At 60.3% G+C, this 24,464-nt stretch carries 23 protein-coding genes and 1 tRNA gene; 9 read left to right on the top strand and 15 right to left on the bottom strand.

From position 1 onward, the window contains the following. Positions 1-20: 20 nt before the first annotated feature. Positions 21-1,544 carry a uroporphyrinogen-III C-methyltransferase gene (gene cobA / locus ACKVY0_RS19545; protein WP_409216520.1) on the top strand — a complete coding sequence of 508 codons (1,524 nt, stop codon included), beginning with the start codon at positions 21-23 and terminating at the stop codon, positions 1,542-1,544. Positions 1,545-1,955: 411 nt separating this feature from the next. Here cobA and ACKVY0_RS19540 read toward each other — a convergent pair whose 3' ends face one another. Both ACKVY0_RS19540 and ACKVY0_RS19535 read right to left on the bottom strand, forming a co-directional pair. After that, positions 1,956-2,660: a hypothetical protein gene (locus ACKVY0_RS19540; RefSeq protein WP_409216519.1), complete on the bottom strand. Its 705-nt coding sequence runs from the start codon at positions 2,658-2,660 to the stop codon at positions 1,956-1,958. A gap of 106 nt (positions 2,661-2,766) precedes the next feature. Beyond that, positions 2,767-3,864 carry a transporter substrate-binding domain-containing protein gene (locus ACKVY0_RS19535; RefSeq protein WP_409216518.1) on the bottom strand — a complete coding sequence of 366 codons (1,098 nt, stop codon included), beginning with the start codon at positions 3,862-3,864 and terminating at the stop codon, positions 2,767-2,769. Positions 3,865-3,957: 93 nt separating this feature from the next. On the opposite strand from ACKVY0_RS19535, the gene ACKVY0_RS19530 reads away from it, so the two are divergent. Further along, entirely contained in the window at positions 3,958-4,794 is an 837-nt protein-coding gene (locus tag ACKVY0_RS19530; protein ID WP_409216517.1) for a YgfZ/GcvT domain-containing protein, read from the top strand. A gap of 100 nt (positions 4,795-4,894) precedes the next feature. Here ACKVY0_RS19530 and ACKVY0_RS19525 read toward each other — a convergent pair whose 3' ends face one another. The 4 genes from ACKVY0_RS19525 to ACKVY0_RS19510 all read right to left on the bottom strand — a co-directional run bounded on the left by ACKVY0_RS19525 (position 4,895) and on the right by ACKVY0_RS19510 (position 8,038). Next, positions 4,895-6,451 (bottom strand): PQQ-binding-like beta-propeller repeat protein, encoded by a 1,557-nt coding sequence (locus ACKVY0_RS19525; RefSeq protein WP_409216516.1) that lies wholly within the window; start codon positions 6,449-6,451, stop codon positions 4,895-4,897. A 78-nt stretch (positions 6,452-6,529) separates the two neighbouring features. Beyond that, positions 6,530-6,604: transfer RNA gene (locus ACKVY0_RS19520), tRNA-Lys, on the bottom strand. A 26-nt stretch (positions 6,605-6,630) separates the two neighbouring features. Then, positions 6,631-7,338, bottom strand: a complete 708-nt coding sequence (locus ACKVY0_RS19515; protein WP_409216515.1) for an HAD-IA family hydrolase — start codon at positions 7,336-7,338, stop codon at positions 6,631-6,633. Between the two features lie 52 nt (positions 7,339-7,390). Next, a complete protein-coding gene (locus tag ACKVY0_RS19510; RefSeq protein WP_409216514.1) occupies positions 7,391-8,038 on the bottom strand; it encodes a hypothetical protein in 648 nt (215 codons plus the stop codon). A gap of 156 nt (positions 8,039-8,194) precedes the next feature. Between ACKVY0_RS19510 and ACKVY0_RS19505 the strand changes: the two genes are divergently transcribed. Together ACKVY0_RS19505 and ACKVY0_RS19500 are read left to right on the top strand one after the other, a co-directional pair. Further along, the gene (locus ACKVY0_RS19505; RefSeq protein WP_409216513.1) at positions 8,195-10,477 is read left to right on the top strand and encodes a DUF1549 domain-containing protein; all 2,283 of its coding nucleotides are present in this window, start codon (positions 8,195-8,197) and stop codon (positions 10,475-10,477) included. 224 nt (positions 10,478-10,701) lie between these two features. Then, complete coding sequence (locus ACKVY0_RS19500; RefSeq protein WP_409216512.1) at positions 10,702-11,664, top strand: S1/P1 nuclease; 963 nt, start codon at positions 10,702-10,704, stop codon at positions 11,662-11,664. Positions 11,665-11,770: 106 nt separating this feature from the next. On the opposite strand, the gene ACKVY0_RS19495 is transcribed toward ACKVY0_RS19500, so the two are convergent. Beyond that, positions 11,771-13,147: a DUF1501 domain-containing protein gene (locus tag ACKVY0_RS19495; RefSeq protein ID WP_409216592.1), complete on the bottom strand. Its 1,377-nt coding sequence runs from the start codon at positions 13,145-13,147 to the stop codon at positions 11,771-11,773. A gap of 68 nt (positions 13,148-13,215) precedes the next feature. Next, a complete protein-coding gene (locus ACKVY0_RS19490) occupies positions 13,216-14,931 on the bottom strand; it encodes a DUF4407 domain-containing protein (RefSeq protein ID WP_409216511.1) in 1,716 nt (571 codons plus the stop codon). Positions 14,932-15,005: 74 nt separating this feature from the next. Here ACKVY0_RS19490 and ACKVY0_RS19485 point away from each other — a divergent pair, with 74 nt between their 5' ends. Next, a complete protein-coding gene (locus ACKVY0_RS19485) occupies positions 15,006-15,716 on the top strand; it encodes a GNAT family N-acetyltransferase (protein ID WP_409216510.1) in 711 nt (236 codons plus the stop codon). A gap of 121 nt (positions 15,717-15,837) precedes the next feature. Here ACKVY0_RS19485 and ACKVY0_RS19480 read toward each other — a convergent pair whose 3' ends face one another. Together ACKVY0_RS19480 and ACKVY0_RS19475 are read right to left on the bottom strand one after the other, a co-directional pair. Further along, positions 15,838-16,794: a hypothetical protein gene (locus tag ACKVY0_RS19480; RefSeq protein ID WP_409216509.1), complete on the bottom strand. Its 957-nt coding sequence runs from the start codon at positions 16,792-16,794 to the stop codon at positions 15,838-15,840. 596 nt (positions 16,795-17,390) lie between these two features. After that, the gene (locus ACKVY0_RS19475; protein ID WP_409216508.1) at positions 17,391-17,870 is read right to left on the bottom strand and encodes a hypothetical protein; all 480 of its coding nucleotides are present in this window, start codon (positions 17,868-17,870) and stop codon (positions 17,391-17,393) included. Positions 17,871-18,091: 221 nt separating this feature from the next. Between ACKVY0_RS19475 and ACKVY0_RS19470 the strand changes: the two genes are divergently transcribed. Continuing rightward, a complete protein-coding gene (locus ACKVY0_RS19470) occupies positions 18,092-19,261 on the top strand; it encodes an Eco57I restriction-modification methylase domain-containing protein (protein WP_409216507.1) in 1,170 nt (389 codons plus the stop codon). Positions 19,262-19,278: 17 nt separating this feature from the next. Here the strand turns inward: ACKVY0_RS19470 and ACKVY0_RS19465 are convergent, their stop codons facing one another. Together ACKVY0_RS19465 and ACKVY0_RS19460 are read right to left on the bottom strand one after the other, a co-directional pair. Beyond that, positions 19,279-19,743, bottom strand: a complete 465-nt coding sequence (locus ACKVY0_RS19465; protein WP_409216506.1) for a hypothetical protein — start codon at positions 19,741-19,743, stop codon at positions 19,279-19,281. Positions 19,744-19,786: 43 nt separating this feature from the next. Further along, a complete protein-coding gene (locus ACKVY0_RS19460) occupies positions 19,787-20,080 on the bottom strand; it encodes a helix-turn-helix domain-containing protein (RefSeq protein ID WP_409216505.1) in 294 nt (97 codons plus the stop codon). Positions 20,081-20,116: 36 nt separating this feature from the next. Between ACKVY0_RS19460 and ACKVY0_RS19455 the strand changes: the two genes are divergently transcribed. Together ACKVY0_RS19455 and ACKVY0_RS19450 are read left to right on the top strand one after the other, a co-directional pair. After that, positions 20,117-20,740, top strand: a complete 624-nt coding sequence (locus ACKVY0_RS19455) for a BsuBI/PstI family type II restriction endonuclease (RefSeq protein WP_409216504.1) — start codon at positions 20,117-20,119, stop codon at positions 20,738-20,740. Positions 20,741-20,769: 29 nt separating this feature from the next. After that, on the top strand, positions 20,770-20,949 hold the full coding sequence (locus tag ACKVY0_RS19450; RefSeq protein ID WP_409216503.1) for a hypothetical protein: 180 nt from the start codon (positions 20,770-20,772) through the stop codon (positions 20,947-20,949). Positions 20,950-20,979: 30 nt separating this feature from the next. Here ACKVY0_RS19450 and ACKVY0_RS19445 read toward each other — a convergent pair whose 3' ends face one another. From ACKVY0_RS19445 to ACKVY0_RS19435, 3 genes are all read right to left on the bottom strand, one after another. Then, positions 20,980-21,159: a hypothetical protein gene (locus ACKVY0_RS19445; RefSeq protein ID WP_409216502.1), complete on the bottom strand. Its 180-nt coding sequence runs from the start codon at positions 21,157-21,159 to the stop codon at positions 20,980-20,982. Positions 21,160-21,467: 308 nt separating this feature from the next. Further along, positions 21,468-22,844: an alkaline phosphatase family protein gene (locus ACKVY0_RS19440; RefSeq protein ID WP_409216501.1), complete on the bottom strand. Its 1,377-nt coding sequence runs from the start codon at positions 22,842-22,844 to the stop codon at positions 21,468-21,470. Positions 22,845-22,937: 93 nt separating this feature from the next. Continuing rightward, positions 22,938-23,885 carry a class I SAM-dependent methyltransferase gene (locus ACKVY0_RS19435; protein WP_409216500.1) on the bottom strand — a complete coding sequence of 316 codons (948 nt, stop codon included), beginning with the start codon at positions 23,883-23,885 and terminating at the stop codon, positions 22,938-22,940. 97 nt (positions 23,886-23,982) lie between these two features. On the opposite strand from ACKVY0_RS19435, the gene ACKVY0_RS19430 reads away from it, so the two are divergent. Continuing rightward, complete coding sequence (locus tag ACKVY0_RS19430) at positions 23,983-24,369, top strand: c-type cytochrome domain-containing protein (protein ID WP_409216499.1); 387 nt, start codon at positions 23,983-23,985, stop codon at positions 24,367-24,369. Positions 24,370-24,464 lie beyond the last annotated feature (95 nt).

Below are 24,464 nucleotides of genomic sequence, written 5' to 3'. Positions count from 1 at the left end.
TTGGCGGCCCCCTTCCCATCATGGCCTCCAAGAAAACCTCCCCTGGCATTTGTTACCTCGTCGGCGCCGGTCCCGGCGATCCCGGACTGCTCACGCTCAAGGGCAAGGAATGCATCGAGGCCGCCGACGTGCTGGTGTATGACTACCTCTGCAACCCCGAGCACCTGCGCTTTGCCAAACCCGGCACGCACCGCATCTACGTTGGCAAGAAAGCGGGGGATCACACCCTGCCGCAGGAGGAGATCAATGCGCTCATCGTCCAGCTCGCCAAGGAAGGCAAAACCGTCACACGCTTGAAGGGCGGCGATCCGGTTCTGTTCGGCCGTGGTGCGGAAGAAGCCGCGGAATTGCATGACGCCGGCGTGAAATTTGAAATCGTCCCCGGCATCACCTCCGCCATCGCCGGACCGGCGTATGCGGGCATTCCAGTCACACATCGGTCACATGCGTCCCAGCTCACCATCTTCACCGGCCACGAAGATCCGACGAAACCCGACACGGCGCTCAATTACGCCAAGATCGCGCAGGCGGACGGCACCAAGGTCTTCCTCATGGGCGTGGAGCGCATCGACGAGATCACCACGCAGTTCTTGAAGCATGGCGCGAAGCCAGAAACGCCCGTCGCCCTGGTGCGCTGGGCCACTCACACGCACCAGCAGACACTCGTTGGCACGCTGGCCGACATCGCCGCCAAAGTGAAGGCCGCCGGCTTCAAAGCACCCGCAGTCGCCGTCATCGGCGATGTCGTCACTGAGCGCGAGAAATTGAACTGGTTTGAAAACCGCCCGCTGTTTGGCAAGAAGATCGTCGTCACCCGCACGCGGCAGCAGGCCAGCGTGCTCAGCAAGCAGCTCGCGCTGCTCGGTGCCGATGTCATCGAGCTGCCCACCATCAAAATCGTGGAACCGCAGAACCCCATGCTCTTTGGCGAACTCGTGCAGGACTGCCACACCTATGAGTGGATCATTTTCACCAGCCCGAACGGTGTGGATGCCTTCTTCACCATGTTCGACAAGCTCTACGACGACGCCCGCAGCATCGGCGGTGTGCGCATCGCCTGCGTCGGCCCCAGCACGGCGGAGCGAGTCAAAGCCCGCCATCTGGCCGTCGATCTGATGCCCGAGAAGAACTTCGTCGCCGAAGGCCTCGTCAAAGCCTTCAAAGACCATCAGAACATGGAAAACGTGAACGTCCTCTGGGTGCGGGCGGAGGAGACGCGCGAAGTCATCGCCAACGAACTCACCGGCATGGGTGCCATCGTCGATGAAGGCCTTGCCTACCGCACCGTCGCCGAAACCGAGGACAATCTCGAAGCCCTCGCCCGCCTGAAGGCCGAAGGAGCCGACATGATCACCTTCACCAGCGCTTCCACCGTCGAGCACTTCCTCAATCTCAAAGTCGCCCTGCCTGAAGGCATCAAAATCGCCAGTATCGGCCCCGTCACCAGCACCGCCATCAAGGAGCGCGGCCTCAACGTCGATGTCGAAGCCAAGGACCACAGCATCCCCGGCCTCGTGGCGGCGGTGGAGAAGTTTTGGCGGTAAGCGGCACTGAACCCAGCTCTGGCGGCCCAACGGGCCGAAGGACTCAGCCCAGGGCACCAGCCCTGGGAATTGCGCATTCCCCCACTCCGGCCTCATTCGGTCGCGCTCTGAAGGAGCGCGGGAAAACAGCCTTGCAGCCGCCATGCCTCAATCGCTCGCCAAAATTTACGGTTTCAGGACGAGTGCCGGAAAATCCTCATCAGACACGCAGTGGAGTTCGACGAGCGATACGTTTGGGATTGCGGCGGCTCTCCCGCGCTCCGTTGGAGCGCGACCTTGGGTGAAACGATGATTTTACCGACCAACCCAGGGCTGGCGCCCTGGGCTGAGTCCACCGGCCCGTTGGGCCGAGATCGAAACCAGCCACGAACTCGTCATGTCAGCAAACTACTGGGCCAGGAATGAAGGCATTCACGAGCCTTCTTTATCAACACCATTCTTCCCCCGCGTCATCACCGTCACGACGAGGATGAAGAAGCACATGACGACGGAAAACAGCGGGAACTGCAAGGCGGCGGGAAGGCTGTAAACGAGGGCGAGGGCGGGAATCCAGATGAGCCAGTTGGTGATGAGCACCATCGGGCAGGTGCGCGTCCAGAACTCGCGGTTGAGCGTGGGCCGCGTGCGTGACCACGAAGCGCCCATCTCCACCCAGCGCAGGGCGATGACGTAGGTGGGAACGAACCAGATGGGGCTGATTACAAACTGATCGACGACGACCTTGGTGATGAGCGTGCGCGCATCGTGGCCATTGCCAAAGAGCCAGCTCTGAAAGCGGTAAAACAAATCAATCTCCATGCCGCGATAGCCCCAGAACAGCATGAGCAGCGCGAGGCGTTTCCATCTTCCCTCCGCCGGCAGCGTGCCCATCGCCATCTGGATGAAGGTGGGCATAATCGCTGCGGCAAACATGGTCGAGACGCAGGAGAAGACGAACGACCAGTGCGTCTTGAAGTCTCCCACCGACTCCCAGAAGCCCGCCAGCGCCGGAACCTGGTAGTAGCTGGCCACCAGGGCGACTGCGAACAAATTCAGCACCAGGCAGGGCACGCGGTTCTGCCGGAACACCGCTGCGATGGTGCTGAGGATGCCTGGAGTGGATGGGGTGGCGGACATGACGCAGTTGATGGTTGATAAGTTGATAGTTGATGGGCCGGACACTGAGCCAACCGCATCTGGTCCGTCGATCAACCATCAACTATTCACCATCAACCGCCTTGCCCTACTGATCTTCGCCGAAGTACTTTTTCCGCAACTCGTTGCCGACACCCTGCTCCGAGAGTTTCAGCAGAGCCTGGTTGAGACGCTCGCGCAGGGTGCTGTCCTGCTGGAGGGCGAAGGCGTAGTTCTGGCGCTCGAACACAGGGCCGACCATTTGCAGTTTTTCGTCATTCATTTTGCCGGCTTCGTATTGGAGCACTGGGGCGTCATAAACAACCGCCTGAACATCACCGCTCTTGAGCGCCACGACACACTCCGCCGGAGTGAGGAAGGACACGACCTTGGCCCCCTTGGTGGTGAGCGTGCCTTCCGTGGTGCTGCCTTTGACGGTGGCGACTTTGCGGCCAGGAAGATCGCCCGGGCCATTGATGTCGCCCTGGAGGGTGTTGATGGTCAGCGTGGTGGTGAACGACGCCGTGAGCAAGGACACGAGCACGATGCTCAACAGCATCCACACGATGGCGATGATGCGCCCGCCGATGCCGACGGGGCCTTTGTTGTCCGCACCACCGACAAGCAGCGTGCTGATCGTCCACCAGAACGACTCCCACATGCCGGTCTTGTAGTCTGGCGGCCATTGCTCGTCGTTGACCTTGTGTTCGTAGCGCCAGACGAGGTGGGAGATGATGAACATCGTGACCAGGAGCAGCAGGAAGGCGCCGATCAGCTCCAGATTGAACAGATTGCCGAGGAGCGAGAAAATGTTGTCCGCAAAACTGCCGCTGGAGCCGGAGACGAGCACCTGGAGGCCGGATTCATAGAACGGCTGCGTGAAGTCGATGATTTCCTCACGCTTGGCGGTGACGCTGATGGCACCGACTCCGACATCGGCGGTTTTGGCCTTCAACGCGTCGATGATTTCCTGCGCGGTCTTGACGACTTGCACGTCGTATTCCACGCCGGTCTCACGGGCGAGCTGGTCCCACAATTCCGCCGCATAACCGACACGGCGGCCATCTTTTTCAAACGAGAACGGCTCCAGGTTACGGGTGACGACGCGGATTTTGGCGGTCGGAGCGGCAGCGGGTGCCTGGGCGCCTGCCTGCGGGGCCAACGTGGTGAAGACAGCGGCGACGAGGCAGAGGGAAAGAGTGCGCATGAGTGACGCAAATACGCGCCCAGAGTAATGAGTCAACGCAATCCGTGAGCTTTGACGGCTTGCCACACCGCGCCGCCTGACCATTCATGCCGCATGACCGCCGCACTGTTTCAAGACATCACCACACATGGAGCCGCAGTGAACCTATCGTCACACGCCAAGTTCCGCCTCACCGGCGGCGATCGCGTGCGCTACCTGAATGGTCAGGTGACGAACGATACGCGTCGCGCCAAGTCGGACGAGACGCTGTATGCGTGTGTGACGGATGTGAAAGGCCGCATCGCGGGCGACGTGTTCATTCACGCGCGAGAGGATGCACTGCTGCTGGATGCCGAGGCCGGTTTGCGCGAGTCCCTCGGCACGCGACTAGAACGCTACATCGTGGCGGATGATGTGGAACTGACCGATGTGACCGATGACTGGCAGCTCTGGCATGTCTTTGGCCCTGCGGCAGCAAACGGGCTGAAATCGTGGCGATTTGGCGTCGATGGCGTGGACGTGTGGCTGCCGTCCGGTGAGCCGTTTGAGCCGGGCTGTCGTGTTCTAAGCGATGACGACCTCGAAACATGGCGCATCGTGCAAAAGGTGCCACGCTGGCCGAACGAACTGAATGCGGAGACGTTTCCGCCGGAGACCGGGATCGAAGCACGCGCGATGGATTTCGCCAAAGGCTGCTACATCGGCCAGGAGGTGCTCTCACGCATCAAGACGACGGGGAAGATGCCAAGGGAGCTGATCGCCTTCGAAACGGCGGTCGTGGTGAATGTCGGTGAGGAGCTTTGGACTGAAAAAGCTGTCGGGAAGATCACCAGCATCGCCAAACACCCGGTGACTGGCTTGACGACCGGCTTGGCAATGGTGCGGCAGGGCACCACGCAGGAGGGTTTTCGTGTTGGCGGGAGCGACGGACCGTTGATGCATGGAGGATAGGCCTCTGGCCTGTCGATGGATCGAGGCTTCCAGCCTTTGATCTGACGGGAAAAGGCTGGAAGCCTCGATCCGTTGACAGCCTGGAAGGCTATCCTCCAGCTCACTGTTCCGGCCTGAGATCAAAGCACACCAGCTTGTCCTTCTGCCGCACGATGAGCTTGCCATTGGCAATCGCAGGCGAAGAACAGCCCATGGCGTCCGTTTTGGCGCGTCCCAACTGCTCGTAGGCGGCGTTGGTGGCCTTGACCATGCGGACGTGCGTGCCGTTGTTTTCATAGACGAGCAGTTTGCCATCCGCGAGCAGCGGGGAGGTGATGGTGCTGTTGATTTCGTTCGCCGCCCATTTCACCGCGCCGGTTTCGAGGTCGATGCACTGGTGTTTCTCGCCGCAGCAGTGATAGACGCTGCCTTCATGAATGATGGGGCTGCCGGTGTAGCGGCGCGTGACCCAGAAGTGCGACCACGCGGCCTTCGGTTTGCCTTCGGCCTGCATCTTGTAAGCGCGCAGACCCACGCCTTCCGTGCCGCTGTAGAGCACCAGCCAGTCGCCACTGCTCACCGGCGTGCTCTGGCTGCCGCCTTCGGCCGTCCACTTCATGCTGCCGGTATCGGGATCAAGGCCGTAGAGCGCGTTGTTGCCGTTGATGACAAGCACAGGGTTGCCGCTCGTCGGTGCCCACCAAGTGGGGCTGGCGGTGTTGCCTTTGGCCTCTTTTTGCTCCCAAACGAGTTTTCCATCCGCTTTTGAAAAGGCGCAGGCCACTCCGGCCGCCATATAGACACGGTCGCCCATCACCAGCGGCGATGCGGCGGGGCCTTTCGCGGACAATGGCGTGGACCACACCAGTTTGCCGTCCGTTTCGTTCACACAGATCAATTCAGTGCTGCAGGCGGCATACACCTTGCCATCCACGACGGCGCAGGTGCTGGAAGACTGGCGTCCGCTCGGTTTGCCGGGCTTGGTGTATTTCCAAACTTGCTTCCCGGTGGCCAGATCGAGGCACAAAATCACGTCTTGCGCGGTCTTCACGGTGTTCGGCATCACCGCAATCATCTTTTCCTTCACGTCCGACGGGAAGCCTTCGTCGTCGAGCCACTTGCTATAGGCTGCGGCATTCGCGAACGGCTTGTTTTGCCGGTTCGACATTTTATCGAGCCATTCGAGGCCGATGGCGGCTTTACCGGCCTTGAAGCGTGAAGCGACCCAGGAGCCGATGTTGATCTCCTCTTTTTCCGTGAGGTTGTCCTTCCGCCACTGCAACACCCATTCGTCGAACTTCTCGCCGCGCAGTTTCGGCAGGTTCAGGCGTGTTTCTTCGAGCTTCTTCGCCAGTTCCGGCGTGGTGCCGCGATAATTGAGTGTCTGCATGACCTCGGTGTCGATCTCGCGTGTTTCCGAAGGCACGCGCTCATGCCAGACGACGCTGAGAAAAACGCGCTCACCGCTGACCACCGGGCTGCCGTGGCCGCCGTATTCGTTGCTGGGGATGAACTCGCTCTCCCACACTTTTTTCAAGCCTTCCGCCGGAAACGCATTCGCGATGGGGCTGGTGTCCTGCGAGACGCCATTGCGATCCGGCCCGCGCCATTGATTCCAATCGCCCGCGACGAGCGTGGAGGTGAACAGACAGGCGGCGGCGAGCAAGGAGTGTTTCATGAGCAAGGAGCGACGTTTAACGGCGCCGCTGTCCGTGAAGTTTCATCCGCCATGCCACTCGAATCATTGCGGCAAAAATGGTACGCGGGGAGGGGATCGAACCCTCGACCAATTGGTTAAAAGCCAACTGCTCTACCGCTGAGCTACCCGCGCATTTCGGAAAGGGGGCCGGTATGTATTCACAAGCGGGGGATGCGCAAGCCGGAATATGCCCTGGAGCGGACTTTCTGAACCAGTGTGTCGAGGCCATTTTCAGTCCGCTCAACGTGAAACACCTGCACGCCGCAGCGTTGCGCTCCTTCAACATCGCATATCTCGTCGTCGCCGATGTGCAGGCAATGCTCCGGCGCACACCCGGCGGCGGCGAGTGCGGCTTGGAACATGCGCGCATGCGGTTTCGCCGCGCCGACTTCGCTGGAGATGATGATGTGCTCAAAAAAACGCAGCAAATCGTGTCCGGCGAGGATGTGGCGCACACGGCGGTCGAAATTCGACAGCACGAGCAACCGGTGATCGCGCGCGAGGTCGTTCAATGCTGGCAGTACGTCGTCAAACACGGTCCATGCCTGCGATTGCGCGTAATGCTGGTAAAGTTCGGTGAACAGGTCGTCCAGCGTGTCTCCTGGCAGCGGTGTGCCCAGCACACGGGCAAACACATCGGCCACGAGGTTTTGCCACCAGCAGCGATCATCATCTGCTGATGGTTGCCCCGGTGGGTGCAGTGGAGCTGGAGTTATCTTCCAGGCGGCACGGAAAGCCTGCATCAACGCGTCCGGTTGCGCTCGAATGCCATGCCCGGCGGCCAGCCGCGCATACGTCATCCCGACTGGCTCCACCGGCCGGATCAGCGTCCCTGCGGCATCGAAAAACAACGCCTGAAGCGGCATGTGGGCAAAAAAAATGGGAGCGGTCTCAACGACCGCTCCCATGTGAAAAGCTTTATTTGTACATCGTCCGCGGATTCTTGGCGGCAGTCTCCTCCACCACTGGCTCCACTGGGATTTGTGGCAGTCTGCAGCGCCAAGCTGATCCCGGCAAGGCATAACCAGGATGCAGGTCATTGAGGCTGCCAACCATGTAAGGCTTGGGTTCCGGCGGAGTGAAAATGTTCCAGAACGACCAGTAGGTGCGGTTCACGCCCTCACCGTAGGCAGCCACGGAACTCTGATAAATTTTTCGGGTGGAACCAAAGGCGCGCTGCACGATGCCGGTCGGAACAGCCGGCCAGCGAGTGATCGCGCTGGCGGTGTATGCGGCCCCGTCGTCCACGGTGTCCATGCCATAGTCCACATACCGTGTGGTTTCCCGATAAACGATGTCATCCGTGCGGCGGATCGCATTCATGCCGATGTTGGTGTAGTCCCGGGCCTGCCGGTCAACCACGATGCCGCCATAATTCGCCGTGTCATCCGTCACATCCAACGAGCTTGTGGCCACCTGCCCCACTCCCTGGCTCACATAACCGAGGCCTTGGTTGGTCAACGGCGCGACCCGGCAGGGCAACTCAGCCGACGGACGCGGGTTGTTCTGAAGACTGGTGCAGGAGGCGAGAGTTGAGATCAGGGCGAATGACAGGAGCAATTTCATAAGTTAAGGCGCATTCTGTCGGAAAGGGGGATGAGTTGTCAAAGCTAAAATCTGGGAATCTGCCATGCGAGGTGATAAGAATGCCAAAGAAGGTGAAAGACCCCCCTGCTCCGCCCGTTTTTGCGCCACCCCCAAACCCGCCCCCTCGCTTTCACCATGAAAACGATCACTTTTTACCTCCTTCTCTCCTCCAGCAGCCTCACCATGGCCACTGCCGCCCCTGATCTCAAGGCCACCGCCGCCAAGATCGACGAACTCGTCAACGCGAAGCTCGCGAAGGAGAAAATTCAGCCCAACGCCCCTGCGAGCGATGAAGTCTTCGTCCGCCGTGTCTATCTCGATGTCGTGGGCCGCATTCCGACGATTCAGGAGACCACCGAGTTCCTCAAGAGCAGCGACACCGAAAAACGCGCGAAGCTGATCGACACACTCCTCGCAGGCGACGGCTACGTGCAGAACTTCTTCAACTACTGGGCCGACATCCTGCGCATGAAGAGCAACATGGTCGGCGGCGGCCAGAGTCTGCCGGCCTACTACGGCTACGCCAACTGGCTCAAATCCAGTCTGCGCGACAACAAGCCCTATGACGAGATGGTGCGCGAAGTCGTCAGCGCCGACGGCAAGAGCTACGAGAATGGCGCGATCGGCTTCTACATCCGCGACTACAACATGCCGCTCGACAACATGGCGGTGACCACGCAGATCTTTCTCGGCACCAGCATGGTCTGCGCGCAGTGCCACAACCATCCGTTCGATAAGTGGACGCAGATGGACTACTACCAGATGGCCGCGCACACCTACGGCATGACCAGCAGCAACGGCCTCACCAATCCGCTGCTCGCGCAGGCGATCTACGGCGGCGGTGCGGTCAAAAACAAAAACAACCGTTACGGCGGTGCCGTCACAAAGTTCGACCTGCCCAACGGCATGGAGCGCAAGGATGTCGGCCGTGCGATGACGGAAATCCTCCGCCCGCTGCGCTACAACACCGTGCTGGATGAGACCAAGAAGCGCGTGCTCAAGCTGCCGCAGGATTATCAATACAAGGATGCGCAGCCAAAACAGGCCATCGAACCGCTCATTCCCGCGTCATTCAGCAAGGACGGCAAGATCGTCAAAGAAAGTCAGCCGCCCATCGCCGCCTATGCCGCCTGGATGACCAGCAAGGAGAACCCGCGCTTCACCACCGTCATCGCCAACCGCCTGTGGAAAAAACTCATGGGCCAGGGCCTCATCGAACCCGTCGATGAAATCACCGACAGCACCGTGCCGAGCAATCCGCAGCTCATGATCTTCCTCGAAGAGACGATGAAGGCCGCGAACTACGACATGCAGTCGTTCCTGCGTGCCATCCTCAATTCACAGGCCTATCAGCGTACCGCCTATGCGAAGGATGTCGAGCTTGGCGAGGTCTATCACTTCCCCGGCCCGCTGCTGCGCCGCATGAGTGCCGAGCAGGTCTGGGACAGTATGGTGGCGCTCTACAAACCCAGTGCCGACCATCCGAGCATCCAGGCCAAGATCGACGCCGAGATCGCCCTGCGTCGCGTCGAATGGCTCGACCGCGCACTCAACAGCCTGTCGCCACAGCAGTTGCAGCAGTGTACCGTCAAGGTCGCGCAGAAGCAGAAGGAACTCGCCGCCGAAGTCCGCGCCGCCCAGGAAAAGATGGAGGCCGCGTCGAAGGCCAAGGATGAAGACGCCATTCGCGAGGCGCGGAAGGCCATTCAAAGCCAGCGCAAGCGCATCGATGAAGCCGTGGACGCCGTCGTCTATGATGTAGGCTTCAAGCGCTTCGCCGAACTCGCCCGCGAAGGCAAACTCGACGACTTCACCAAGGATGAAGCCTTTGCCAAGGAAGTCACCGCCGCCATCAAGGCCAAGAAAGACGGCGCGGACCTCAGCATGGATGAAGCGCTCGCCATTCTCGCCAAACAGCGCCGTGCGAAGCTGGATGAAGTCGCCAAAGCTCGTTTCAAAGCCGACGCCGAACGTTTCGAAGTCGATGACAAGAACGAAAAAGCCTCGCTCGCGGCCTGGGAAAACTTCCGCGACACCAGCATGCTCCGTGCCGCCGATCTGCGCAGCCCGGCGCCGAACGGCCATTTCCTCCGTGAATTCGGCCAGAGCGACCGCGAACTCGTGGAGAACGCCAACGACGAAGCCAGCGTCTCCCAGGCGCTCATGCTGCTCAACGGCAAAGTGTTCAGCAATCTGATGAACCGCTACACCAGCATCGCCCGCACGCTGGACCGTGCGCGCAAAGATGGCGGCAGCGCAGGCGTGATCGACGCCGTCTATCTCAGCCTCATGAGCCGCAAGGCCAGCGCCGAAGAACAAGCCCTGCTCCAGCCCATCGCCGACAACGCCGACGCCACCGACCGTGGTGACGTGCTCTGGACCGTGCTGAACACCCGCCAGTTCTTCTTCATTCAGTAACCCGTCGTAGGCCCGATGTGTTCGGCGCGTGGAGCTTGGCTAACACAAGCGACAACTTCGCCGAACTATCCGGCTGGTTTGGGTAGCCTCCGCGAACCCATGGGCTCCATTCGCGCCATGAGCCGGATAGTTGGGCGAAGCGCGCAGTGGAAGATGCGCCGCCCCCCCGCCCAACACATCTACGTCCCGGTTGTTTTCGCCGCAGTCCCGGCGCACGATGCCGCATGAAATCCTTCCGCCACCTGCTCCTGACACTGCTCTGCGCCTTTCCTTCCCACAGTTACTCGTGGGCCGACCAGGGCCACACAGCCATGTGGGAAGTCGCGCAATCCTTGCTCACCCCGCAAGCCAAACAGCGTGTGGATGCCGCCCTGGCCGGTGACAAGCTCGACATGACTGCGGTCTGGCTCGATCGCGTGCGTGACGTGGGAAAAAATGAAGGGCCGCTCGTCGGCGACGCGGAAGCCGCTGATTTCATCAAGGCCTTCCCCTTCCACTTCACCTGGCACTATGTGGACATGCCGCTCGATGTGAAATCCTATCAAGCAGCGACCGGCTTCACCACCCGCGATGACGTGGTGCAGCAGATCAACCTCTGCATCACCGTGCTCGAAGGCAAATCCGCCAAGTTCGATGCCCGCACCGCCCTGCGCGTGCTCGTCCACCTCGTCGGCGACATCCACCAGCCCATGCATTGCGCGAGCGGTTTCTTCGATGTCACCGATCCGCAGCATCCGGTGCTGCAAACCGCACTCGACAAGTGCCTGCCGCTGAAAAAACTCAAACTCGAAGACCGTGGCGGCAACCAGTTGTTCTTCGGCCCGGAAAAATACGACCAGATGCACGCCCTGTGGGACTTTGAGCTGGTGAAGAAACTCGTTGTCGTCGGCAGCCTGCCGAAAATTCTCAAAGACGCCCTGCCGAAGATCAACACCACCACTCCCGGCGCTATTCACACCTGGGCGGAGCAGTGGGCCGGTGAGTCCGTCGCGCTCGCGAAAGCCGCGTATGCCGGCATCGAGTTCGGCCCCTGCAAGCTCAACACCACCGGCAAAGGCCCGAAGATCGAACGCATTGAGATCAAACTGCCTGCCGGTTATGCGGACCAACAAAAATCCGTCGCTGGTGCGCAGTTGGTCAAAGCGACGGCCCGCATGGCCGCAGTGCTGAATGCCATCTGGCCGTAGTTGGGAGTCCCGGCTTCAGCCGGAAAGGGGTCGATAGAAGATGCGACAAGCAAAGACCTGACGATGATCTTTCCGCCTAAAGGCGGGACTCCCAACGTAAAGACACTCACGCGATCACGCCCTTCACCACCTCGCCCGCCACGTCCGTGAGCCGGAAATCACGGCCGGCATAGCGGTAGGTGAGCTTCAAATGATCCAGACCGAGCAAGTGCAGGATCGTGGCGTGCAGATCGTGAATGTGGACTTTGTCGATGGCGGCGTAGTAGCCGTAGTCGTCCGTCGCGCCATACGCTGTGCCCGGTTTGCTGCCGCCACCGGCCAGCCACATCGTGAAGCCGTGCGGATTGTGATCGCGGCCGTCCGTGCCCTGCGCCACCGGCGTGCGACCAAACTCACCGCCCCACACGACGAGCGTGTCTTCCAGCAGGCCGCGTGATATGAGATCCGCCAGCAGCCCCGCGATGGGTTTATCCACCTCGGCGGCATTTTTGGTGTGCCCTTTGAGCAGATCACCATGCTGGTCCCACTGCACGAAGCCATCACTATGCGTCACCTGCACAAAGCGCACGCCGCTTTCGGCAAAACGCCGCGCCATGAGGCACTGGCGGCCAAAATTCGCCGTCACCGGGTCATCGAGGCCGTACATCTTGCGTGTGGCCTCGGTTTCGCCCGAGATGTCCTGCAGTTCCGGCAGCGTTGATTGCATGCGATAGGCCAGCTCGAACGAATTGATGCGCGCTTCGAGCGCGGCGTTCGCACCGGTCGCCAAGTGCGTGTGATTCATCTGCGCGACGAGATCGAGCTGCGCACGTTGCAAGTCAGACGTGAGCGTTTTGCTGCGGATGTGCTTCACCACCGCCTGGTCCGCAGGAATGCTCGCATTACCCAGCGGCGTGCCCTGACAGTGCGCAGGCAGGAAAGCGGAGCCCCAGTTGTTCACGCCACCATGTGCCAGCGTCGGACAGATCGTGACAAAGGCCGGCAGATCGGAGTTTTCCGTGCCCAGACCGTAGCTGACCCACGATCCGAGGCTCGGCCGCACAAACGTGTCGCTGCCCGTGTGCAGTTTCAGCAAAGCGCCGCCATGGGCCGGATTCGTGCCATGCAGCGAGCGGATGATGCACAGGTCATCCACATGCTTCGCTACCTGCGGGAACAGATCACTCACCGGCAGGCCGCTCTGGCCGTAGCGCCGAAATTTCCACGGCGACTTCAGCAGATTGCCCGTCTGCGCGAACTTGATCCGTGGCAGCGCAAACGGCGGCGGCTTGCCGTGATCACGGTCCAGCAGCGGCTTCGGATCAAACGTATCGACCTGCGAAGGGCCGCCCTTCATCAGCAAAAAGATCACGCGCTTCGCCTTCGCCGGAAAATGCGGCTGTTTCGCCGCCAGCGGGTCAATCACCGCCCCTTGGGCCGATTCGAGGCCCAGTACTCCCTGCAACGCCAGATAGCCGAAGCCCGCGCAGGAATTGCGCAGCATGTCACGGCGATTGAACGGCGGAGTTTTCACTCCCAGTCATACGCTGAGATGGAACTGCTCTTGCGGCATCACACCCTGCCCGTGGCCGGCGTACGGCGGCTGTCATCACTGAAGAACCGTTCCATGCGCTCGCGCAGATCGGCGTAGAAATAACGGGACCGTTCTTCGAGCGCGGCGGCCGTTTGGCCCACGCCACTCGCGGCGGCCTGCTCGCGTGCAGCACGGTGTTTCTCCTCGAACTCGCGTTCCAGCTCCATCAGATACACCAAGAACTCCTTCGCGGCACGAGTGTGGTCCACACCATTGCGCAAGGCTCGTTCGAGCGGCTTGTTTTGCGTGAGGTTCAAGAGCCTGCTCTCACCGAGTTCCTTCACCTGGCGGTTGAAACCGTCCAGGAAGGCTTTGCGATCTCCTTCATAGCTCATCTCCTCGCGGTCCAGCATCGTGTCATACGGACCGGGCTTGGAGAAGAATTTCACGATCAGCGGAATCGTGTCCACCAGCATGAACAGCAGCGTGAGCACGAGATAGGCGACGAGTGCGAACATGCCGCCCTGCGCCCCGCTCTCAAACAGCTCATGCAACGCCAGCGTCTGCGTGAGGAGGTCGCGCCGTGGCTCGGCGTGGATCTTGGCGATGCGGGTGGTTTCATCCGCCGTGATGGCGGTGATCTCCTCGTGCAAGTTTTTCTCTTGGAGCAGCAGCGTGTCGATCTGCGTCTTCAAAGTCTCGCGAATGGCGTTCTGCTGGCCCACAAACGCATCCGCCTGCTCGGTCTGCACTTTTTGCTTCAAAGCGGCAACACGCGCCTGCTCGGCTTTGTTGAGCGCGGCTTCCTCGGCGGCTTTGGCATCGAGTGCGGCATTCACGCCATCTTCGGCAGCTTTAATTTCGGCCACGAGTGCGACGCGGTTTTTCGTCATCGTGTCGAGCACACCACTGAGGCGGGCGGATTCGGCACGACGCCAAGTGAGCTGGTCTTCCTGGATGCTTTTGGCACGCGGGCCGAGGCCAATGATGCCGCTGCGCTGCCCGTTCACCTCACGTTCAAACTCGGTCTGCCAGTGATTGAGATCTTCGGCAACTTTTTGGTAATCGGCGCTCAGCTTCGCCATCTCGGTGTCGAGCGTTTCGAGCCGCGTTTTGCCGGGAGCCACTGCATCGGCGATTTTGCCGTCACGGAAGGTCTTGAGCTGTTTTTCCTCGTCGGTGAGCGGCTTTGCGACCGGCTTGCCATTTTCATCGAGGAACTTGGCGCTGAAGGTCGCGGTCCAATTCTCACGCTGCTTCGCGATCTCGGCCTCCAGCGGCACGATGCGCGCCTCGACAGCGACTTTCTGCTGCTTGGACAGTTCACGCGCCGCCTCGATCTCGCCCTGACGATGCCGTTCGACGACCGAACTGATCGTGTCCTTGAACAGCAGCAGCGTCAGCGGATGCGAGATGGTGATGCCCATGAGCGCCGCCACCACCATGCGCAGTGAGAACTGTGCTGCCTTGCGGAAGAAGCCCTGATAGGCGCGATACGTCGCCAGCAAGGCGCGGTCCACGGTGAGGATGATGAAGGACCACACGAGTGACACCGGCGCGATGATGAGCCAGTTGTCCGTGAGCGTGCTCAGTGCATACGAGCAGGCGATGATGGCGAAGATCGAGGGCACCAGCACCGTCGCGCCGAAGGCCACGTATTTGCGCCGCTCCCAGGCCGGACAGGCATCGAGGTTGTCGGAGGAGGCTGCGGAGAGCCAGAAGAAGACGCGTTCGATGCGGTCGAGGAAGTTCATGCGCGTGAGGGGATTTCCGAGTGTGTGGGCGGCGGTGGGATTGTCAAACTGCGGGACTGGATTATTGGGAGCCTATGACGCCCGCCCTCGATGACGCATTCATCTGTGATTCCGTGCCAGCGGAAATCATGGACAAAGTGTGGGCGGCGGGCTGGCGGCATTTCGGCCGGTATTTCTTTCGTTACAGCAGCCAGCAGGCCAACGATGGCAGCACGCACACGATAACGCCGCTGCGCATCGACCTTGTGCAATTCACCGCCACAAAAAGCCAGCGCCGCGTGCTGACCAAAAACGCCGACCTCCGCTACGACATCGTCCCCGCCGCCCTCGACGACGACCTGCGCGCCATGTTCCAGCGCCACAAGCAGCGCTTCACCCACAACGTGCCCGAAGACTTGGAGACCTTCCTTGGCCCCGATCCCGCCACCGGTCCCTGCGAATGCCGCATGCTGCGTGTCTTCGATGTGGATCGACTCATCGCCGCCAGCTTCTTCGATGTCGGCCAGCAGGCCGCCTCCAGCATCTACGGCATCTTTGATCCAGATGAACGCAAACGCAGCCTCGGAATCTTCACGATGCTGCTGGAGATCCAGCATTGCCGCGATTCCGGCCTGCGCTGGCTTTACCCCGGCTACGCCACGCATGAGCCCAGCGCCTACGACTACAAGAAGCAGTTTCGCGGCACCGAGATGCTCGATTGGAGCACGGGCGAGTGGCTTCCGGCCACCCAGGCAATCAGGCAAGGAACCCCACACCGCAGAGATCAGAACGCCGCAGAGGTTTGATTCACACTGCCTTTCTCTGCGGCGTTCCTGACTCTGCGGTGGCTCATTTGCGAGGCAAATCGCGGAACGGTTGCATTCACCCTCCATCTTATGGAGTGGCGACGAGTCGTCGCCCAACACGTCACCGCCGCAGCGCCAGGATCAGTTCATCGAGCTTGCTGGCGATGGCTTGCACCTCGCCCACGGTCGGTGGATCGCTCACGGTCATGACCAAGGGGTTCACGCCATTGCTATTGTTGCTGGTGCCATTGATCGCGCTGTTGAGCTGCATGGACGTCACCTCGCCCGGCTGACCTTGGGGGCCGGAGCCGCCGTCGTTGCCGTTCTGACCGCGTGGGATGCCAAACGTGAACCGCACGTTGCTGCCGTCGAAGCTCGTCTGCACCGTGGCTGGCTGGCCGGGATCGAGCGTGGTCACGCTGTCCACCACGGCTTGGGCAAAGGGTGGCCCCTGCGGCCCCGGTCCGCCTTGCGCACCCGTGCCACCATCGTTGCCGGTAAAACCACGCGGCAGATTGAAGATCATCCGCACCGCGCTGCCATCGAAGACCGTCTGCACAGACGCGGGATCACTCGGGTTCAGCATGTTCACGCCATCGACGATGAAGTTCGTGAACGGTGGCCCCTGTGGCCCTTGCCCGCCATCACTGCCGTTGCTGCCCTGCTGTCCTTGGCTGCCGTCATTCCCGCGTGGAATGCCAAACGTGAACCGCACACTCGCGCCATCAAAGCTCGTCTGCACCGTCGCAGGATCACCGGGATTCAAAGTGCTCACGCCATCCACGATGAAGCTGGTGATGGGCGTGGCACTTGCGCCATCCTGCCCGCGTGGAATGCCGAAGGTGAACCGCACATTCGCCCCATCCCAGCTCACGCTGGCTTGCGCCGCATCACCGGGATTCAGCGTGTTCACGCCATCCATGACCGCGCCAGTGACGCTGGTGCCGTCGCTGCCGTTCTGCCCGGGCGGCCCGACGGGGATGGCGTCGATCAGGTCTTTGAGTCCATTGAGCTGGCTGCGCATCTGCACCGCATCGGCGGGCGTGTTTTCTTGGGGTAGGTTGGGGTCGAATGGCATGGCGTGGGAAAGTTGACGGTGGTTGAGGCCTGCTGCGCAGGGGTTGACGGTGGTTTGCGGTGGTTGGCAGAAAGGCAGTGCGTAGCGGCTGGCGTGCGCCTGCCGCGAAAGGGTCACCGTTGGGTGCTCGACGTTGTCCGTTCATCAGTCGGGCTTGAGCGGGAATCCGTCGGCGTTGGGGTCGGATCGGTCAGCCGTGACTGGCGGCGGGTCGGTGGCGACCGCTGACCGGTCGGCGGCGACGAAAAAGGGCTCATCGTTGACCGAAAAACCGTCAAATTTGACCCGAAATCAGTCAAATTTGACTGAATTTTGGTCAAATTTGGCATGTTGGCGTTCATGGTTTCAGTGAAGATCATCGCTCACGAAGGCCGCATCGGCATATTTTTGGCAATCTTGGCCGATTCCAAGCCCTAAAATGAGCCGACTTCCACTAAAATACCGCACTTTCACGGGATTCCAGGTGAAAAAGGCGGGTAAAATAGGCCCGTTGAGGTGAAATCCATGTTTTCCGGCTCCAGGGCCGCGAAATCTGGACTAGCCGCCCATCCGCCGGGTAGCCGGGCTGTGCGGCCCGGCACCCCAGAGGGCAGGGTTTAGGGGGTCGGCGGCGTGGGTGGTGGAGTGCTGCCGCGCTGGAAGAAGCGGCGCAGGTTTTGGTAGATCGCGTCGGAGCCGACGACGGCGCGCTTCGCGGCCTGCTTCACATTGTTGTAGAAGCTCAGGTAGGCGAGATACATGTCAGAGCCCACGGCTTGATGCGTGTCATTGATGCCTTCGCACAGCTCATTGGCGCAGGCTTTGATGATGTCGAGCTGGGAGAAGAGGGCACCGTCGAGCGCGAGTTCAGGCATATCGACATACGTCGGGATCAGGTCCGGGTGCAGGTCCATCTCGATGGTGAAGGTCTCCACCATGCCGCCGCGCTCCGTGCCGATGTTCGGCATGCGGCGTTTTTCCTCCATGCTCAGGTTGATGAGAAAGGGCAGCTTGGCCTTGATGGTGGCAAAGGCTGCCATGATGTCGGTCATGTCTTGCGCCGGGATGGACGCACTGATTTTGTTATCGTTGGTCATGATGTGGTTGGATGAAGCCACAGACCCATTCCACACGGCACCAGGTGCATTCCACACGAGGTTGTTAGACCATGTCAACGGTTGCGGCATGGAAATGGGTTTTACCGGAAGTGCCCCCATTTTGGCAATGGTTTTTTTCGGGGGAAGATTGCTTACGAGGTAAAAATTGTGACAGGGGACGAGATAGCGTTACGATGACCTGCACGCACAGACTCAGAACCATGACAGCCATCAAAACGAACGGACGATCTCGACAGGAGGAACTTGGACAGTTCCTCACGGCGGTGCCGATGGCGGACTTCATGGCTTCGATGTTCGGACCGTTGCCGAGTGTGGTTCGCCTGTTGGATGCGGGCGCTGGTGCCGGTTCACTCACAGCCGCCTTCGTGAGGATGGTTTGCGAAAAGGGCGAATGCATCCGTGAGATTCAGGCCACGCTCTTCGAGGTCGATCCGAACATCCTAGATGCACTCCAGACGACGATGCGCGAATGCCAGAGCAAGTGCAGAGCATCGGGAATCGCCTTCACGTTCACCATTCACTCCACCGATTTCATCGTGGAGATGTCAGCGAAATTGGCGGGTGATCTGTTTGGTGCGCTGCCGCCCGCATTCGATGCGGCGATCGCAAACCCACCGTATCGAAAAATCAGCACCGATTCAGCCGAGAGGCGTGCTCTCCACTCGATAGGAGTCGAGACCAGCAACCTTTACACCGGCTTTATCGCTCTCATTCAGCGCCTCTTAGTTCCTGGTGGCCAACTCGTCGGCATCACGCCCCGGAGTTTTTGCAATGGGCCATACTTCCGCCCATTCCGTGAAGACTTCTTGAGCCAATTGGAACTGCGCCGACTCCACGTCTTCGATTCACGCCAAGCTGCCTTTCGCGAAGACAGCGTATTGCAGGAGAACATCATCTTCCATGCTGTGAAGGGGCGGATTCAGCCTCGCGAACTGATCATCTCTAGCAGCAGCGGCGAGACTGGCGGCGAGGTCTTGGAAACCGTCTTTCCGTTCGCCGAGATCGTCCACCCTAACGACTCGGAGAAATTCATTCACATCCCGTCATGCTCCAGTCATGGCGCTGCGAAAGAAACCATGGATGGACTAACCACGTCACTCGCCGCTTTGGGATTGACCGTTTCCACGGGGCGTGTGGTGGACTTTCGGCTCAAAGAAGCACTGCGCAAAGAACCCGAGTCCGGCACCGTGCCACTCCTCTATCCATGTCATTTCAACGGTGGCACCGTGCATTGGCCCAAGCTCGAAGCCCGCAAACCCAATGCCATCATGGACAATGCTGAGACGCGGCAGTGGTTGGTGCCAACGGGCATGTATCTGCTGACGAAGCGCTTCACTTCCAAGGAGGAGCGTCGCCGCCTTGTCGCCTGATAGTCAGCATTTCACGCTCAAAATGAAATGCTCCACGTTGGATAGATGCCGCGAGCTTTAGCGAAAACTTCGCTCAACTTCAGCTCGAGAAAGCTCCCAGTAACCGTGTTCACAAAGATAAATCTAAATTGATCCTTCAGGCTTTGAGCAACCAAGACTTCTGCGGCGGTCAGGCCAAAGAAATAACCGCGAAAATCATCCGGAAACTTCTGTTTAGTGGACTTGATTTCACAGATCACGATCTGGGCCAATTTGGCTTCTACGTCTTCGAGAGAGTCCAAATCAACCTCCCCTGTCAGCCTCAACACGTCGAAGGCCTTGCCATAGACAATTAGGTCTCTTTTCGCGCAAGCCACGACCAAATTCCGTTTCTGTCGCGCCGTGGGAACGACGTAGCCTAGCTTCTTTTCGGCAAGAAATTGCGCAGCTTTTTTGGCTGTCGCGCTACCGGAGTCAGCATTGATTACGGTAGGCGGGAGCACGACATCATTCCCTACTATGATCGGTGTCGCAGAATCAGGCTTTCTACTCATCTTTGCTTCCTCCCTTTGATTTGGCGCGCTTACCTCCGCCGGATGTCGCTAAGGCTTTGGCATACGATTTGGCGAACTCCTCAAGCCCGATGCCGAGTTCGCTACAGATGCGGTCCACCTCGATAAAGTCGAGTCTCCGCTCGCCCATTTCATACTTACTCACGAAGCTCTGGGCCATTCCGAGAGCAGTCGAAAGTTGTGCCTGTGTAACACCCTTCTGAAGCCGCAGGTCGCGCAGCAACTCTCGAAAAGTGCGGTATTCGGATGAGAAAATGGATTTGGACACTTGTTCATCCTGCAACCCAAAGTAGAATATCCCAACATGGGGAATTCCATCGTCACTCACCGTCATGCAGTCGCGCCACGACGCGACGATCTTTCCCGTTCTGTGGAGAAGCTGGCGAGCACGTTGCGGCTGCCGAAACATCTGCTAGCAGCTCACAGCCTGCGATTACCTGACGGCGCACTGCACTACACGCCCAGATTCCGCTGGTGCCTGCTCATCAAGGCCATCATCGAACACTTCTGCCCCGCGTTCGCTCCCGGAGGTGTCGTGCTCTACATCGGCGATACTGAAAACAAGTTCGTCCACCTGGAAACCGCAGGCTTAACCGCACTCGGCGTCACCTTGGATTCCGCCGCCAAGATTCCTGACGTCATCGTTCACGATACAAAGCGCAATTGGCTCCTGCTGATTGAAGCCGTCACCAGCGCCGGACCTGTGGATGGCAAGCGACGCAAAGAACTCAAAGACCTCTTTGCAGGCTGCAAAGCGGGCCTTGTCTTCGTCACCGCTTTTGAGAGCCGCCGCACCATGCAGACCTTCGTCTCGCACATCGCTTGGGAATCCGAAGTCTGGATCGCCGAAGACCCCGACCACATGATCCACTTCAACGGCGAGCGTTTCCTCGGGCCTTATCCTGACGTGATGCCGAAACATCAATAAGCACGGGAGTATCGCCTTTGATCCTGCCGATGGATTCCCAACACTTGGTGGGCTTACCTTACGCGAGGACCTCTCGAAGCGGCCCGGTGCCGGCGTCGAACTTCGCCGCCATCCTGACAGGCCTTGGCGGTGCCGAGGTTGAAGAGTTCGATGACGTCGGGCGGATTGCGGGCGGCGAGGCGTTTTTGGTTTTTGGCTTCTTTGGGTGAAGCGGCTCAGCTAGGCCGAGGTGAAGGCAGTCAGTGGGTTCCAATGCAGATGACCTCTTTCATCGTGTGCATCCAGAGGCGACCATTGGCGTAACTGAACGATGCGAGCGTCCAGGTCTCACCTGCGGGGCCGAGGTCATTGATCGCGACGAGGGCTTTTTCATCGAGCGTTTCGGCAAAGGCATCGATGACATAAACGGTGCCGTTCATGATGGGGAAGAACAGGTGGCGATTGACCAGAATCGGGCTCGCGGCGGAGACATGGCCCCAACCGGTGCCCTTCGTGCGTTTGTCGGTCGCGATGTCGATCCCGCGTGAGTTCTTCGTGTCATTCGGGAGGGCGTCGCGCTTCTCCCAGATTCGCTTTGGCTCAGGCCCGGCGAGAAAGGGTCGGGAGTCGATTCGTGCCAGCCATGGCTGGGCAGGCCCTTGATAGGCACCAAGCGCGCTGCCTTCAAGCGGACAGGTTCGAGTAGGAGTCCAACGGGGGATAGCGAGACCAAGGTGAGAAATACAGGCTACTTACCCTCCAAGAGCGGCTGCAAGACGGGCCCGTCCATGTTTTCCACCTTCAAGCCGAGCAAGGCGGCAAGCGTTGGTGCCACGGAGGTGTTGCTGACCGTGCCGCATGTAGCACCTGCCTGGATGCCCGCGCCCCAGGCGACGAAGGCCGCGTGCATGTCTGGATATGCGGCGTCCGATCCGTGCGAGCCTTTGGTCACCTCATCCAGCGGCGTCACGACCACATCGCCTGCGGGCGAGTCCACGAAATTGAAACCGCTTGCCGCGGACAGCACGAGGTCAGCCATCTGCGGATTCTTCGCTGGATCAGGCAGCCCATGGGCGGCGAAGTCGCCCGGTGTGATCACGGCTCCCACGCCTTCCAGTTTTCGGAACTGCTCCGCGAGCTTCACGACCTGCGCCGCACGGCCCTCCTCCCGCAGCACATAGACAAAGCAGGCGCCTCCCTGCGCCACGGCACGGACACTGCCGCCCGTGATGCGCGTCCCGAGCGCGGTGAGCAGCCCCTCCTGCCGCAGCAGCACATTGGGCTGGATTCGCCGACGGTAGGAGATGAAGCCATGATCAGACACCACCACCAGCGTCGCGCGCCCGCCATGAGTGCGCTGCAGTTCCTGCCAGAGCTCGCCCACGCATGCGTCCTGGTTTTTCAATGCGGCATAGGCCTGCGGTGAGCGGGGACCAAACCGGTGCTGCGCGTGATCGAGCTCCACAAAATGCATGAGCAGCAGGTGCGGGCGGTGAACACCCAGCAGATGCTTCCCCATCTGCGCAAACATGCGGTCCCGCTCGGCGATGCGCTCGGTATTCCACCACTCCTCCTGCATGCCCCAGGGGATGCCTTTCGCCGTGAACTCCTCCAGCAGCGAGGGTGTGGCGAATTGCTTCACCAGCGCCAGCGTGCCCACATCCGGGATGGTCCAATCCAGGGTGCGCGCCCCGCGAGTCGCAGGCCAGATCAGCGCGGCCGTCTTCAATCCCGCCTGCTTCGCGAGGTCGTAGATCGTCGGCACCTTGACGATTTCGTCCTTGTTGAAGAGGGGATCGACCACCAGCGGCACGATCTCGTTCTTCGCGCGATCCAGCACGCTGTTGCCAAGCACCCCATGCTTTCCGGGATGCACGCCCGTGACGAGCGTGGTGTGGTTGGGCCAGGTGACCGTGGGCATCGAGGCAATCATGCCCTGCGCACGCGCCCCCTCGGCCATCAGGCGTCGCAGCGTCGGGATCTCCGCCGAGGGATCGTCGAGGTAGAAGTTCGCCAGACCATCCACGCTCACCATCAAGACGATGCGATCAGGCGTTGCCGCATCCACGCGGGGGGCACCAAGCAGCATGAGGAGAGCGAGCGGGAGAATGGAAACACGGAACATCCCTGCGCTGTAGCCTGCCTGCTCCGCCTTTCAAGCGATGCTGTGCAACGATGCCCACCTCCGGCTGGGCGAAGTCAGAGGTGAAGCACGCTGTTAGCGCCGAATGTGCAGAAACAGATTCACCCCCTCAGGCTCCCACTGCACGTCGATGGAATCCGCCGCTGCACCCGCTTCGAGCGCCAGCTCGCGCAGATGATCGCGTGTGCGATGCTGCAACACCCAATCGCCCAGCAGTTCCATGTAATCGCGGCTGGGATTGAAGTCGGAAAAATTCCCCACCACCACTTCCCCGCCCCGCTTTGTCACGGCCATGAGCGCCTTCAGCAGATACACGAAGGTGCGGTCCGTGAGGTAATCGAACAAACCCGCCGACCAGACGAGCTCATAGCCCTTCGCCGGTAGAAACCGCAGCACGTTGCGGTGATAAAACTCCACCCGCTGCGCAAACGGCGCGCACAGCACTTTCGCACGCTCGACCGCATGAATCTCCGCGTCCACGCAGTCGAAAAACACCTCACGATCGGGATTGTCCAGCACCCACTCGCGCACATCCCGCGCCGGACCGCTGGCGACGTTCAGCACATTCAGCCGAGCCTTGGAGCGGCCTGCCGTATGCGAGTTCAGCAATTGATGGAAGTAAGCTTTGCGATTGCGCACCGCGTTTGGTGCCGCCTGCGAGTGAAAATACAGGTCCCAGCGGCGCAGATGTGGCTCCTGGGCCGTTTGCATGGTGTAGATGGCCTCGATGATCTCGAAGTCGCCGCTGTAGCCAAATTTTTTGCCCAGCGCCCTGGATTGCATCGTCCCTTCGAGATGACGGCTGGTGATGTCATGGGCGTAAGCCAGCACATCGTCCCGGGCGATCACCTTGGCCCGCACCGCGTCCCCAAGCTGCCGCAGCGTGCGATTCATGAGCGCATACTCATTCGGCATCGGCCCGCCATTGGCGATCAATTCACGCAGCAGCTCATCAACCTGCGTCAACGGCGCGACACCGACCCGGCGGTCGTACATTCGTTCCTGGAGGACAAGGGGCGGCATGCGGAGGGTGCGAAAAGCGTAACTCGCTGATAATAAGCCTTTCTTAACCAATCGGGAAGCGAAAAATTTGGCCGCCCTGCCGTTACCTGTGCCTCTCATGCCGTTGCCCCCCTGGATTTCAGCCCTCATCACTGTCAGCGCTGCTGCCGCGCCGGTGGACTTCGTGCGCGATGTGCGTCCGATCTTTGAGCAGCACTGCTACGAGTGCCACGGGGAGAAAAAGCAGAAATCCGGCCTGCGTCTCGACATCAAGTCGCTCGCCATCAAAGGCGGTGACAAGCACGCGCCGGACATCGTCGCAGGCAAACCAACGGACAGCCCGCTGATCCACTTCATCACCACCGATGACGAGGACGAACACATGCCACCCAAAGGCAAACTCTCCTCTGCGGAAATCGAAACCCTCACCCGTTGGATCAACGAAGGCGCCGTTTGGCCCGATGGCGTCGATCTCGCGAAACTGGAGGACCGCCGCGACCACTGATTGAGGTAGGGACGGCGCATTGAGTTGCGCCGCCCCTCCCACCGAACCGGACTGGCGGTTCTCCCGCATCCGGCTCTCCAGTCAGTAGTTGGCTG

This window comes from Prosthecobacter sp., from assembly GCF_046154365.1.
GTDB lineage: Bacteria > Verrucomicrobiota > Verrucomicrobiia > Verrucomicrobiales > Verrucomicrobiaceae > Prosthecobacter.
Note: the sequence above shows the minus strand (reverse complement) of the source record. Positions and strands in the feature narration are given on the sequence as shown.